Below are 15,056 nucleotides of genomic sequence, written 5' to 3' on the forward strand. Positions count from 1 at the left end.
AATCATGGCCCTCTACATGAAGAAGTACGGCAACTAATTGTGTAGTGACATGGTATTTTAGCCACCTAAATAGAGGTAATATTATTGCCTCGTACATGACTTTAGGTGAGCAAATGAAATCAAATACCAGAAGCACACCATAATACCGTTGCTGTAGCGGTATATTATGGCGTGCTATCTTTTGGCAAGTGGATACTGCGGTGAAAGCAGGCCGTTGTGGTTTTATTTTCATAACGTTCATTCATCAATGGCGGTATCGTTATGTGTTACAACGCTTATAAATCGATTTCGACGATGCTTATTTCATTTAAATTGCTGTGTGATGATTGTTTTTTAGGAACCGCACAACAAAGCAATACCTCACCTTCGGTTGGAGTGACCACTGGCTTAGTTCGATAAGTGATTGATCCTTTTAGCAGTCTTACTGCGCACGTGCCGCAAGTTCCGTTACGGCAACTGAAGTTAGGCGTGAGCCCATGGTTTTCTGCTGTTTCTAAAAGTGTCGCATCATTTGCGTTCCATCTTTGTTCAAAACCAGACTTAACAAATTTGATGACGGCTTCATCGGCTTCGTTTTCTGCTGCAAGTGACTTTTTTGCTTCAAGTAACATTTTTTCTTCAAGTAACATTGATTCATTATCGATTTGGCGAATAAGTGCCGCAGGCCCAAACGCTTCGGCAAAAATACGTGCATCACGTACTCCTAAACTGCGTATTTCATCATAGAGTGCTTGCATAAACGCAGGTGGACCACATAAGTAAAAATCATAATCGTCTAGTGCTAATATTTGCCGAAGTGTATCGGCGGTAATGTGGTCGATTGCATTAAAATCAATGCCTATTTTTTCCTGCTCATTAGGTTGAGTGATAATTGAATAGTATCGAATTTTACCATTAGATTTTATTTCAGCATCACGGAAGTTTTGTGTAAAAGCGCGTTGTTGGGTCGTTTTGGCGGCGTGTAATATGGTCAATGGTCTTAAATGACGGGTACGCTCAGCTTCATTTAGGATATGCGAGGTCATCGAAATCATCGGCGTAATCCCTACGCCTGCGCCGATTAATACGGCCGGGCGCTTTTCTGCTGCATCAATATAAAAATTACCCGAAGGAGCTTTAGCTTCAATAACATCGCCGACGCGCACATTATCGTGTAAGCATTGCGAAATAGTGCCATTAGCTTCTCGTTTAACTGAAATGCGGTAATACATGTCGTCTGGTGTTGATGATACGGTATAAGTTCTTATCACGGCTGTGTTTGCATTGGGTGGGGTAAGGCGCACCGTTAAAAACTGCCCCGCTTTTGAAGACACTAACGGGGTGTTGTCTTTTGGTTCTACATAAAATGAACGAATAACACTACTCTCATTTTCAATACGTTTGACTGTATAAGATAACCACGATTCTCTTGTGGCTTCAGCTGCCAGTGAAGCATGTGCTTGTTCCCAATCACCAGCCATTAAAGTATTTGGTGAATACGCAGTAAACGATGCGCGAAAGGGTAGTGCATTCCTTAATGTCACTCCGTGGCTGAGAGTGAAACGCCATGCTCGTTCAGCACCTTTAAAAGCGCTGACTTCTGGAGTGTCTTCCCATAATAATTCGACAGTGCCGGTTAACATAAATAAGTCACCAGTCGAAAAGTCGATAAATATCAAGCCTGCTTTAGGGTTAACCAAAAAGTTACCGAGAGTGTTAAAAAAATTGTTGCCTGAATAATCAGGAATAGTCAGTGTATTGCCGTCTACTTTCACAAAACCAGGCCGTCCTCCACGGTGTGAAATGTCGACACCTTCATGTTCAGGGTGTTCTTTAGCTGGCACATAACTGGACACAAAAAAGGTATCAGCATCACGGATTATCTTACTAACATCATGACTCAATACCGTAAATTCTTCTATGTTAGAGGCCGGATTAGTGACGTGAGATTGTTTATTAAATTGAATACTGCGGCTTTGTATATATTGCGGACAATTGCCAAAAGATTGATCGACAGATATTGAAAAATGAGTAGGACTGATTTTATGAACCCGGCCATTTACACGATTACGACGACGAGAGTGCATTTCAATACCAAGTAAACCTAAAGGACTACCATCATTTTTTAGTTGTGGTGCGATAGGGTCTCCAGCTATTGCCGATGCGTTAATCGTTAATGTTGTTGAGTCTGGTGATGTTATAAATCCTGGATATCCCGAAAGTATCGATGCCCAAGGCCAACCTTGTTGGTCAACACTGCCAGCAACAATAAAGGGCAGTTGTTGATAAAACTCACGATGTTGTTCTGGAATGTATGGACGTATTGCGCGTTGTCCAAAACTCTCCATCACAGCGCGTTTACCAACACGATCCTGAATGTTCTGTTCACCAGGATGAAATGGCGATAAAGCTGATTTTTGATGGGTCTTATCGCGAGTTTGGTTTTGCATAATAGGCATCTCTTAGCGGGATTTCGGTGGCACTGGATATTAAATAAATCAACATGCCCTACGACTGGCTCACAAATTCATCGGTACCAAAAATCCGCAGTGGATGTGCGAGCTGCCAAGAGCTAGTCGTCTTATTCTACTAATCCAGCTTTGGTTGCTGGCATAGCAACAAATCCTCTCAACCCTTCAATGTTTGTTAACCAGCGACGTACATTTGGGTAAGGTGCTAATGACACATCGCCTTCAGGTGCATGAGCAACGTAACTGTATATAGCAAAGTCAGCTAAGCTGATTTTATTTGCGACCAAATAATCTTGGTCGATAAGTTGTGCTTCTAATTTTGTTAACGCTTTTTCTGCTGTGGCTTTAGCAAACACCGGATCTGATGGTGAATTGAAAACATTAATTAACCTCGCTGCGCCTACGCCATAAGAGATTTCGCCCGCTGACATCGCAAGAAAACGATGCATTTCTGCTTCATGTTGCAGATCTTGAGGGATAAACGAAGGCGCATATTTACGAGCCAGATAAATGAGGATTGAAATTGAGTCGTGAACAACCGCATCACCGTCTTCAATAACAGGGACCAAACCCAAAGGATTAAGGGTAAGAAACGGTGCTTTTTTATGCTCCCCAGCAGGAAGATCTACGTGGATAATGTTGTGCGCAATCCCCGCGACACTCGCAAATAGCTGCACGCGATGAGCATGACCTGAAAGTGGGAAACTGTGAATTTTAATGGCATTAGACATGATGTGTTCCTTTAAGGGTTGAATGATTTGTGCGTGAGAAAGAATAAAGTTCACACGGTATAAATACAATGACCTGTTTTATTGAAACATTATCTCTATTATGGATATAATATTAATGGCTGTTATTAATGGTCATTACTCATGTGAGGATCATCTATGGATACAATTGATAGTATGCGTATTTTTGTTGCGGTCGCGGGGCAAAAATCGTTTACGGCGGGGGCAAAACAGCTAGGTATTAGTACTAATTTGGCCAGCAAGCATGTGCGACAGTTAGAGGCCCGTTTAGGTGCGCAACTTATTCATCGGACAACTAGACGTGTCACTTTGAGTGATACAGGACTCGCGTATTTTGAACGCTGCGTGTTTATAATTGATCAATTTGATGAGTTAGAAGGTTTAGTTCAAGAGCGTCAATCCGAACTTGCGGGGCCTATTCGTATTACTGCGCCAACAGGATTTGGGTCAAGGGAATTGGTAGAAGCTATTCGACCTTTTCAAATTGCACACCCTAAAGTGACTATCAATCTGCATCTGTCCGATCAGCATGTCGATATACTTGACGAAGGTTTTGATCTCGCCATTCGTTTTGGTCCACTGCAAAATTCTACGCTTATTGCTCGTAAGTTGCTTACTATGCGATTAGTGGTGTTTGCATCACCGGAATATATCAATACACATGGTGAACCATTACATCCTAGCGATTTATCAACACATAATTGTTTATTACAATCATCGTCAGCAGATCCGGAGCATTGGGCCTTTACGGTTGCTGGCACAGAACAAAAATATCGGGTAAATGGGTCTTTTACGGCAAATTCGCCTCGGGCGGTCGCGCATATGGCCGTTGGAGGTTTAGGTATTGGTCGTTGTCCGCTGTACACCGTTGAACCCTTTCTTAAAAGTGGTGAGTTGGTATTGTTGTTTGACGATAAGATGGTTAGCGTATTTAACTTATACGCTGTATATCCTTCTGCACGTCATTTAACAGCTCGGATTAGAAAATTGATAGATCACTTAGTAACGGCGTTAGGATAATTTTATCTAAAATAATATCGTATCAGCTTAGGGCTATTGACCATTAAACCTGCATTGATGATGCTATTCGATATGTCGATGAGGTCATTGATACACTTAGAACTCAGTTTAATTCAACTGAGTATCATAATTGACGTTATTAAAAATATCTTACAATCCAATTACTTAACGGCCACTCAACGCAATAGTAAATGTTTGAATTGTTGCTGAGTTTAAAATACTCCAGTTCGTCTTCTCGACCGCTTCGGACATTTAGTGGATTTAGATTTTTAACATAAACATAAATATAAACATTTAAAAAAGTGAGGTTTCAGGGCTGTGTGATTATTGTCCGTTATTTACGACATCTTTGAGGTGCATCAAGGTTTCATCGACACATTTGACTTAAATTTATTAGGTAAGTGTTATTTTTATTTGCTGTTATGTATCAGATTCTTTCAGCTCTACTTAGCCAAGGTGGGTTAGCAAAAAGGTAAAATAGCAGCATTAATAGACCGATAATGTTTGGATTGTCCTAGCAGCCTGACGTTTTATAGGTGAATCAATATGAGTAAAGCTAAAAGTGATACCAATAAACATCGTGACAATCTCGAAGGAGACATTAAAGAGGCGGTTGAGGCAGATAAGGATATTCGGGACACCGTTCGGTGCATTACTCTTAAAGCATTGAGTGAAGGAAAATTAGACCTCAATGAGCTCTCACAGATTGCACTCTGCGTGATTAAAGGTGCCGGTTTAGGTGCAAGTGATGGTCAAACCCACCAGCTCACTAAGGCGGTTGCTGGGCTTGAGGATGCCTTATGTTCTGCCGTAGAGGCATCCAAATTAGCTGTTGAAGAAGCCAGTTCGCATGTTAACACCTTTAGTAAACAAGATTTACAGCGCACCATTAATGACCTTAGTGAACTTGAAGCTATGTATTTAGAGACGTTAAAAGACGTGGCAAAAGAGGCTAATGAGGCGGTATCCGTTACTTTAAATGATTTGGCTCGTCATGGTCGAGTAAGCGGCACCGCCGTCGGCCAGAAAGTAACTGAAGTTTCTACATTATTAAACCAACAATTAACTGAGCGGTTAAGCGACACGGTGGCAGCTGGAGTCGATTCTGCAGCTAAAGTAACCCGTAACCTCGCTTATGCGGCAGCAGGTTTTCTTGATGCTTTTGCACAAAAATTGGATGAGAAATCAACATCTAATTCCAACTCAAATAAGAGTCAATAATGGGTGAAGCATGCTTTGGCAAACGTTAGGTACCGCGCGAGATATTGGCCGACTGAATGAGCTTGCTTCGGTTTTAATTCGTTATGGCTTCGGCGATGTGTTGCGCAGGCTTGGCCTTGCTAATGTGTTTAATGTCGCCGGTAAGGCTCTGCATTGGAAGCATGCAGCTGAAATAACCCAGTTAGAATCACCGGTTAGGTTTTGCCATGCACTGGCAGAAATGGGACCAACCTTTATCAAACTAGGACAGATCCTTGCTACGCGTTCAGACCTATTTCCACCAGAGTGGACTGCTGAATTTGAAAAATTGCAGAATCATGCGCCGCCGGTATCATTTGAATTAATCTGTAAACAGTTACAGGAAGACTTAGGTTGTAGTCCGCAACAGGCTTTTGCCGAATTTAATCCAACCCCTTTTGCTGCCGCATCGATTGCCCAAGTTCATCGGGCTCGCCTACACGATGGTGCTGAAGTCATTATTAAGGTTCGCAGGCCAGGCATAAGACCTGTTATGGAAGCTGATCTACGTTTACTTGCCCGTATTGCAGAGGTGATGGAGTCAGAGTCACCGACACTACGCCGTTTTAGGCCTCGTGAGGTGGTCCGTCAATTTACCCATTCTCTACGGCGGGAACTGGATTTATTGGCCGAGTGTCGTAATGCTGAAAGGGTGGCCAAAAATTTCAAAATTAACCCTAACATCGTTATTCCAAAAGTGTATTGGTCGTGGTGCAGTGAACGCGTCAATGTTCAACAGTTTATTGATGGTATTTCTGGACGGAATATAGCAGCAGTGGAGCAGGCTGGATTAGATAGGAAGCTGTTAGCTAAGTATGGTGGTCAAGCTGCGTTGAAAATGATTTTAATTGATGGTTTTTATCATGCGGATCCCCATCAAGGTAATATTTTTTATCTGCCTGAAAATCGAATCGCATTTATTGACTTTGGCATGGTGGGACGATTGTCTTTCGAACGCCGCCATCAAGTGGTGCAACTTTTACATAGCATGGTTGAATTGGATGCTTCTCGTGTTGTTGATGTATTACTGACTTGGGCTGGCGATCCTCCGCTCAATAGTGAGAATCTTACTTTTGAAGTAGAAGAATTTGTTGATAAGTATCATGGCGTTTCGTTAAAAAGTTTCCATTTGAGCATGATGTTGACTGAACTGATATCACTGCTTAGAGAATATGGCCTCAGCTTACCTCCTGATATTATTATATTGATCAAAGCATTAATTGCGCTTGAAGGTGTTGCCCTGCAATTAGATCCTGACTTTAATATGGTGTCTGAAGCAAAACCATTATTACACCAGTTAATGTTAGAACGATACGCACCAGACGCATTGGCCAAAAGAGGTTGGCAAGCCATTGTCGATACCGGTGAATTGTTAAGTGGATTACCGCAAGACTTACAACAACTTTTACGTTCAGCCCGTAGCGGTAGATTTCAGCTGCATATTGATGTCACAAGACTAAAAGCCTTTGGCAATCAACTTGACCGGGCAGCGAGTCGAGTCGCCATTGGTAATGTGGTAGCGGCCATGATTATTGGATCGTCTATTGTGATGACAGTTGATGGAGGACCAACTTTATTTGGTTTGCCGTTATTTGGCATACTTGGATTTCTGAGTGCTGCCGTCGGTGGGATTTGGTTGTTATTCTCTATTTGGTCAAGTGGGCGCTGGAAGTAGCAAATTATCACTACATCAATAATAAACATGAGGCTGCATTAAATTTTATGCAGCTTTGCAGTGCCAAAGCATTAAAAATAGACCTCGATAAGAGTAAATCATATTACCTTTGCTGTTTTGAACGATATGAGTAACGGCTCCATTGATTCAGTGTAAAACATAACCATTCCTTCCAAAAACAAGCTGAATGATCAGACCATTTAGTCTAAAAGGTGACAAGAAGTTGCAAACACTCAATGCTGTCTAATGCTTAACGTGTAAAATCTGACTTTTAAAATCTGACGTTTAAAATCTATAAACTACATTTGTACTTAATTGATGTAGTCACTAACGCTTTATCTAATTCAAATGTGAAGAGACTTTTTCTTAACTAATCGTTGGTTTTTTTGCGGTAAATCGACATGCTATTTATGTGATCTATTGATAACAAAAAACGTTTCATTCGTGCTGCTTTAGGTATTAGTACTGACTGTTATGTCAAATTGTTGCATCGGTAAACTTCACTCAAATACTTGAATCGGTCACGCAATGCTTGTTGAAAAACAATCTATGAAAATAATGTGCAATAACAAGATCATGCAATGGCTCGATTACGTCATTGATACGGTTTAAACGCATCGGTTGAGATGACGATTAACGCTTAGACCAAAGTCGATAGCCAACAATGACATAGAGAGTGCTAATCTGAGTAAAAATGGATTGGAGTATTCATGCTAAATAGAATGATTTTGATTAATGGTTTAGTGGTATTTGCCATCACTGTACTGCTGAGTTATTTAACCTTACCTCCTTGGCTGTATGCATTATTGATCGCACTCGCGTCCGTAGCCACGCTACTGCTTACCCACAAAAAACAAATAAGCCCAGAAATCCTTGAGTCATCTCAACACGATGAGCATGTTGCGAGTGGTATCAGCAAAGCCGCCACTCGAATTGCTATTGGTGGGGCTGAAGTGTCATTTTTTATTGAAAAGCTAGCACATGCAATGGGTTTGCAAGTAAAGCATGTTCAAGAAATATCAGAGCGTGCGGGTAATTTAGAGCAAGGTGCTCAACAACTGTTAGGCCAATCAGCCAAAGTACGTTTACTGGTTGAAGAGGCAAATACCCAAGCTTCAAGCTACGCCAAAGAAATAAAACAAGTTGATGAACAACAACGCAGCTTGTCTACTGAAATTGAATCAACTGCAGTGTTATTAATAGAACTTAACAACAAAGCAAACGCTATAAGCAGTATCACCGACACTATTAATAAACTATCTGATCAAACCAATATGTTGGCACTCAATGCTGCAATTGAAGCGGCTAGAGCTGGTGAACAAGGCAGAGGATTTGCCGTGGTTGCTGATGAAGTTCGTAATCTGGCACATAAAACGGCTGAAGCAACGCAAGGTATAGAATCATTGCTGTCAGAAATTGGTGAAAATAGCATTCAATCTGTACAAGCAATGCAACGAGTCAGTGATATGGGGGGAAAACTCTCTCAGCGTATGAATGAGATTTATATTCTTACAAAAGCAAGCCAAGAAAGCATGGCCGATGCAGCAAGCGAAATGCTGCAAATGGATCAAACTGTAGGTTTTACCGTTGATAACACCAATGGCATAGGTGCCAATATTGAAGGAATAGGGGCCTCTATACTCAAAGTTGATACCGACTTAATAGAAGCTTCAGATCGAGTTCTTGAGCTTAGTGGTTTTGCAGAACAGATATTTCGTCATTTACAAAGTTTCGATTTATCGGATAAACACGCAATTATCGCTAATGTCGCACTCAATGCTGCGGCTGATGTCGGAGCGGTTTTTGAAAATGCTCTGTTAAAAGGTTCACTCACACAAGCCCAATTATTTGACTCAAATTACCAGCCAATCCCTAAAACCGACCCTCAAAAATTTACCACTGGTTTTGACCGTTTTACAGACTCCAATTTACCTAACATTCAAGAGGCCATTTTAAAAAATAATACTGATATTATTTATGCCGGAGCTGTAGATGTAAGAGGGTATTTCCCTACCCACAATATCAAATTTTCTCAGCCTTTAAGCGGAAACCGGGAGCAAGATCTTGCTGGTAATCGCACCAAACGCATTTTTAATGACCCTACAGGAAAGCGATGCGGCAACAATACTGAAAGTTTTTTACTGCAAACATATAAGCGTGATACCGGTGAGGTGATGCATGATCTCTCTGCACCAATTTACGTTAACGGCAAGCATTGGGGAGGATTTAGAATTGGTTACAAGGCCGAAGAGTCATAAATAATGAGCTCTATCCGGCTAATTTTTATGATTTTATGAGTATGTTGCCAACGAAACTTAACACAGGGGAATCATGTTTTTCATTCATTGACTAAGTTCCAACATGAACAGCAATCTAAATTCACTTGTTGTGCGTTATTAACAATCAACATTAGCAGCGTAAAAAAATCAAGTAAGCTAAAATTATTACCTTGTAGAAACCGCCCATAAACATACCGTTTATTCATATCGGTAAAAACATTATCTTTAACTTATTAGTCTTTAAAGGCTAGCTTAGTTAAATATTTAGGCTTTTCTGTTTAAGGCTAAAACCTGCAAGGAAAGTGATCGCAAAATTAGCCTGTTAATAGCTGTTATTTATGTTCATGTTTGGTGAAGCGAAAATACAGAATGTGATATATAAATATATGATTATTTATATGTTTTTTATTTTTAAATTAACCTGATTTTGAAATAAGCCTGAAATCACGAGCCGATTTTGTTAAAATCCTTGCCTGAAGATGCAATCGAGTATCAATTTAATAGGGCAAGGCGGCTCTAATTGAGGTTTTATGAAGATAAATAAGGACAAATACAGTATAGATAACTCCGATTATACTGTCGGGCAAGATAACATTCAAAAATGGGGTTTTGATATACATAACCCTGTATTTGGAACGAGTGCAGGCTTAATCGCTATTTTTTTAATTGCCATTTTAATTATCGACCCGGCAACATCAAAAGAATTTTTAGATGGTATGAAATGGCAGATAATAGGGGCATTTGACGGTCTCTTTATGTGGTCTATGAATCTATTTGTAATCTTCTGTCTGGCATTAATTGTGTCACCTTATGGTAAAATTCGCCTAGGTGGTGACGGCGCAAAAGCCGATCATTCAAGACTGTCCTGGATAGCGATGCTTTTTGCAGCAGGTATGGGTATTGGTTTGATGTTTTGGGGCGTTGCAGAACCGTTAGCGTATTACACCGGCTGGTATGAAACACCACTGAATGTGGTCGCCAATACCCCGGCAGCAGCAGAGCTTGCACTGGGTGCAACTATGTTCCATTGGGGATTACACCCTTGGGCGGTTTATGGCGTAGTCGCCTTATCGTTATCTTTCTTTGCGTACAACAAAGGCTTACCGCTTTCCATACGTTCTGCTTTTTATCCTATATTAGGCGACCGTACCTGGGGTTGGCCCGGACATGTGATTGATGTTTTAGCTGTAATCGCCACATTATTTGGTTTGGCAACATCACTCGGTTTAGGTGCTCAACAAGCTGCGGGTGGTTTCCAGCACGTGTTTGGTATTGAAGGTGACCTATCCTTGCAAATCACTATTATTGTTGTAGTGACCATGCTGGCTATTGTCTCTGTGGTACGCGGGCTTGAAGGTGGTGTTAAAGTAATCAGTAACGTCAATATGTTACTTGCTGTTGTTTTAGTTGTCTTTGTTGCGCTTGTGACCGCTGCTGTTTCTATGGGCACTATTCCTACCACAGTAATGGGTTATGTTAAGAATATCATTCCCTTGAGTAATCCAATTGGTCGTGAAGATGAAGCTTGGATGCACGGCTGGACCGTGTTTTATTGGGCATGGTGGATTTCATGGTCTCCATTTGTGGGTATGTTTATTGCTCGTATTTCTCGTGGCCGTACGGTACGTGAATTTCTTACCGCAGTATTAATTATACCAACATCAGTGACTATCTTATGGATGTCAGTATTTGGTGGTGTCGCTATTGACCAAGTTGTCAATGAGGTCGGCATATTAGGCAGTGAAGGACTAACGGACGTTCCGCTTGCTATGTTCCAGATGTTTGATGCACTGCCATTAGGCAATATTTTATCAATGATAGCTGTGCTACTGGTACTGGTTTTCTTTATTACCTCTTCCGATTCCGGGTCGTTGGTGATAGACAGTATTACTGCCGGTGGTAAAATTGATGCGCCGATCCCACAACGTATTTTTTGGGCTACAATTGAGGGTGCTATCGCAGCGGTATTACTCTGGGTTGGTGGCACTCAGGCGATTGAGGCATTACAAGCAGGTGCCATTTCGACGGCCTTACCCTTTACCATTATTTTATTGGTAATGTGTGTCAGTTTGTTGATGGGTATGCGCACTGAAAAACATAATAAAAACTAGTTTTTATTTGCTACAAAAAAGCCGATGATTGATTCATCGGCTTTTTTTTAAGCATAATTTTTGATCAATCAAAGCACATTACAACCATAATTTGTCAATCGCAGTGTCTGGACTAAAATGATATTTAATTTGAGCCTGCAGTAACTCTGCGGTGGCAATTGCATCGGTTAACGCATCATGAGGGGCATAAGCAGGTAAGTGATAACGTTCACGGCTATTGGCAAGCCGAATTGATTCTGTGCGCTTTCTTTTAAATAAATTAAGCAACCCTTGTGACTTCGCCCGTTGCACATTAGCCTCAATCTGCATGGTATCGATAACCGGAAACACAATACCTTCATTAATCAACATGCGTAAAGTGTGGTCAAGAAAATCACGCTCAATATGCCGATAATGCACCACCACAACTTTTCCAGCCAATTCATTTAAAAGCTGCTCCAAAATCAACAACAAATCTGGTGCACCTTGTAAATCTGAGTGGGTAATACCGTGAATAATAATTGAGTTTTCTTGTAATTTATCGATAGGGTTGAGATACCATTTTTTTGCTTTACTACAAAAAATTCGCTGTAAATTAAATGGTACTAGCCCAATACTAATGATGCTGTTTTGCTGTGAATCTAAACCGGTAGTTTCAAAATCCAATGCGACAAACTCAATATCACTTAATGGTGTTTCATTATGATAAGTACCTGCATGATAAAAATCATGCAGGCGTTTATCTTTACTGTTATTGGCTTTTAATTCTAGAAAGGCTTGCCAGTTTAAAATCTCCTGGTCGCTGAAATTAGTCATGAGTTAACCTTTAAAGTTTGTTAGAACTGTAGCGATATTTTAAAAAGTTTTGCGCATTGCTTAACACTAAAAAAGCATCTTTAAGGTTGCGTCTTTCAAAATCAGACATACTTTCGGGTTCAATATTATTATCAGGCTCAATCCCAGACTCTATGTCTGTTGACTGATGACGCAAACGAACCAAAGAAATAAGCTCCATGGCATGTTGTAAATCTTCGCCCTTGGATGTAGGCAGAATACCCGAATCGATAATGTCTTCTAAACGTTCAAATGAGTTTTGTGATTGTGAGCCGATGGCAAGGGCATGCACTCGGATCAAATCGGCCAATGGCGCAGTACCACGACGTTTTAAATTGATAGAGTTATTATGACGACCATCTTTTTCCATCACAAAATCTTTAAAGAATCCCAGAGGTGGTTTTCGGTTGAGGGCATTGTGTGCTAAACAGGCTAAAAAGCGGTTGTTTTTCTTGGCTTTACTTAAGATAAAGGCATTGAGTTGTTCGGCCCATTTTATGCGACCATAAACCCCCGTAAGATCAAAGAAAATAGAGCAGTTTAATAAGGCTTGAGGGTTGGGGTTTTCTATCCAGTCACCGAAACATTCTTCCCATTGCTCGCGTGTTTTACGGTATTCAGGGTTACTTGCCATAATATCACCGGTGCAGTAACTGTACCCGCAGGCAGCTAAACCATCACAAACAAAATCTGCTAACTTTTCAAAATATGCTCCATGCAACGCAACGTTATAGCTATTATCCAGGATAATAGCATTATCCTGATCGGTCACCATTAGCTGTTCATCTCGAGCCATCGAACCCAGAGCTAAGAAGCAATATGGAACAGGTGGCGGGCCGAACTTTTCTTCTGCAAGTTCTAATAAACGCTGTTTAAAGTTACGACCGATTTCAGACATTGCCCGTCCGACCATGTGTGAATTAGCGTCTTCGTTAACCATGCGTACAAAACAGTTTTTTAACTCCGCAGAAAGCAGCACTAAATCTTCGCTACTTTTTTGCTGGAAGATACTGCTTACAAATAACAAACTATTTTGCGATTCGTAGCGAATGATATCCGCAACTTCAATCAGACCAATCGGTTTCTTATTTTTTAGAATGGGCAGATGATCAATATTGTTGCGCAGCATAAGCAACATCGCTTCAAAAATATACGCGTTGTGATCCAGCGAAATTAAATCGGTCGACATGACTTGTGAAATAGGATTATCAACACTTACCCCGGCTGCAATGACCTTAGCGCAGAGATCATGTTCGGTAATAATACCAACGAAACTGCTATCTTGTTGATCATCTATATCTGGGTCATTAATTAATACCGCAGATATATTCTCTTCGGCCATGATTTTGGCCACAGCTTGTATGCTGCTATTACAGGACAGAACCACAGGCTCTCTGGTAACTAAGGTTTTTACTTTGGAAGTGGTCAGTGCATTAGCATCATCGGTTTTTCCTTTTACCGCTTGTTTTAAACGGGTGGAATCCTCAGCTTCAACAAAATCAGCAAAATCATCATAATTCTCGCACAAATCATTGAATACCGACTCAGGAATACAGTATACCAGCGTATCTTTTACCGCTTTGGCTGGGAAGCGCACTTTATTATTGGTTAACAAGCCCATTTGTCCAAATAACTGACCCTGGTCTAAACGATTATAAAGTTCACCTTTACGGCGATATAACTCTACGACTCCGCTGCGGATCATATATAGCTCTTTAACGTTGTCATTAAAGTTAACAATCATGCTATCTGTGCGGTAATAAGAAATCTCAACACTTTTAGCAACGTCAATTAACACTTGTTCTGGAAGCTGATCAAATGGGGCGTACTGAGCAATAAAGCTCTGAATTTCGAGTACTTCGGCTGTCATGAATAGACCTGCTAGTTGGTGATGACTGGAGAATTGTTAATATCTATTTAGCTATCATACGAGTGAAAATTGCTATTGTGTTCGAATATATAGCGGTTGCTGAGGCCATTAGTTACCTTTACGTGTTAACCAGTAATGATGGTGGCCTAGCCAAAACGAACGATAATCTACTTATGTTATTAGCCATAGTAGCACTGCTGTTCTGATATTGTACCCAAAGCATTTCTGTGTGGTTAGATATTGAGTTAATTTGGTGAAACAAGTGACATTGCTGAATATTGTCATCAATGATGACATTTACTGTTCGATTTTAATAAGGCAATTTTATAAATTCCAGCCTAAGTGGTTAATCTATCCATACTTATTCGTGCGTAATTAACGCCATAGAAGCTAAAAATACGAATTTTCTCTGAGGATAAAGGCTGTTAATTAAGCAGAGTCTCTTGTTATGTGAACATCGATATAAGGTTGTAGAACGTAATGTAACTCGATAGCAAGCGCTGCACTCGAGGTGCCAGTTTATTTAAGTGCAATACTAAGCAGCACAATCTAAGTCAATTTATTGATATTTATCAACATATATAGCCCGAGATGATGGGCGTGTTATCCATTTTAGCTGAAGATTTTACAGATCAAATTTATGCTGCTGACACCATGCTTTCATGCCGTTGTGTAAGGTATCATCGTGTTCAAAAATGGATGATAGTACTGCTATTGTGTCATTGAGTTAGCTTTATATTGTTAACTAAGCTTGGCACTTTTGTGAATGAAGTTAAGGCATAGTGTTTAGGATATAAATCAATTTCATAGGGTTATGCTGATGTAGTGTTATTTAAGCGGATGATGTTTT

At 40.5% G+C, this 15,056-nt stretch carries 9 protein-coding genes; 5 read left to right on the forward strand and 4 right to left on the reverse strand.

The annotated features are described in order from the left end of the window. Window positions 1-275: 275 nt before the first annotated feature. Together AAEY97_RS13990 and AAEY97_RS13995 are read right to left on the reverse strand one after the other, a co-directional pair. Entirely contained in the window at window positions 276-2,429 is a 2,154-nt protein-coding gene (locus AAEY97_RS13990; protein ID WP_192114795.1) for a pyridoxamine 5'-phosphate oxidase family protein, read from the reverse strand. A gap of 131 nt (window positions 2,430-2,560) precedes the next feature. Then, complete coding sequence (locus AAEY97_RS13995; protein WP_192114796.1) at window positions 2,561-3,181, reverse strand: glutathione S-transferase family protein; 621 nt, start codon at window positions 3,179-3,181, stop codon at window positions 2,561-2,563. Between the two features lie 156 nt (window positions 3,182-3,337). Here AAEY97_RS13995 and AAEY97_RS14000 point away from each other — a divergent pair, with 156 nt between their 5' ends. The 5 genes from AAEY97_RS14000 (at window position 3,338) to AAEY97_RS14020 (ending at window position 11,523) form a co-directional block, all read left to right on the forward strand. After that, the gene (locus tag AAEY97_RS14000; protein WP_192114797.1) at window positions 3,338-4,219 is read left to right on the forward strand and encodes a LysR family transcriptional regulator; all 882 of its coding nucleotides are present in this window, start codon (window positions 3,338-3,340) and stop codon (window positions 4,217-4,219) included. Window positions 4,220-4,765: 546 nt separating this feature from the next. Beyond that, the gene (locus tag AAEY97_RS14005; protein WP_192114798.1) at window positions 4,766-5,440 is read left to right on the forward strand and encodes a DUF6781 family protein; all 675 of its coding nucleotides are present in this window, start codon (window positions 4,766-4,768) and stop codon (window positions 5,438-5,440) included. A gap of 10 nt (window positions 5,441-5,450) precedes the next feature. After that, the gene (locus AAEY97_RS14010; protein ID WP_350999472.1) at window positions 5,451-7,133 is read left to right on the forward strand and encodes an ABC1 kinase family protein; all 1,683 of its coding nucleotides are present in this window, start codon (window positions 5,451-5,453) and stop codon (window positions 7,131-7,133) included. Between the two features lie 710 nt (window positions 7,134-7,843). Then, a complete protein-coding gene (locus AAEY97_RS14015; RefSeq protein ID WP_350999475.1) occupies window positions 7,844-9,391 on the forward strand; it encodes a methyl-accepting chemotaxis protein in 1,548 nt (515 codons plus the stop codon). 551 nt (window positions 9,392-9,942) lie between these two features. Beyond that, window positions 9,943-11,523 carry a BCCT family transporter gene (locus tag AAEY97_RS14020; RefSeq protein WP_350999478.1) on the forward strand — a complete coding sequence of 527 codons (1,581 nt, stop codon included), beginning with the start codon at window positions 9,943-9,945 and terminating at the stop codon, window positions 11,521-11,523. Window positions 11,524-11,601: 78 nt separating this feature from the next. On the opposite strand, the gene AAEY97_RS14025 is transcribed toward AAEY97_RS14020, so the two are convergent. Continuing rightward, window positions 11,602-12,318 (reverse strand): 3'-5' exonuclease, encoded by a 717-nt coding sequence (locus tag AAEY97_RS14025; RefSeq protein WP_101088459.1) that lies wholly within the window; start codon window positions 12,316-12,318, stop codon window positions 11,602-11,604. Between the two features lie 10 nt (window positions 12,319-12,328). Then, window positions 12,329-14,206 carry a DUF294 nucleotidyltransferase-like domain-containing protein gene (locus tag AAEY97_RS14030; RefSeq protein ID WP_101088458.1) on the reverse strand — a complete coding sequence of 626 codons (1,878 nt, stop codon included), beginning with the start codon at window positions 14,204-14,206 and terminating at the stop codon, window positions 12,329-12,331. Window positions 14,207-15,056 lie beyond the last annotated feature (850 nt).

Source organism: Shewanella sp. TB7-MNA-CIBAN-0143 (genome assembly GCF_040310065.1).
GTDB lineage: Bacteria > Pseudomonadota > Gammaproteobacteria > Enterobacterales > Shewanellaceae > Shewanella.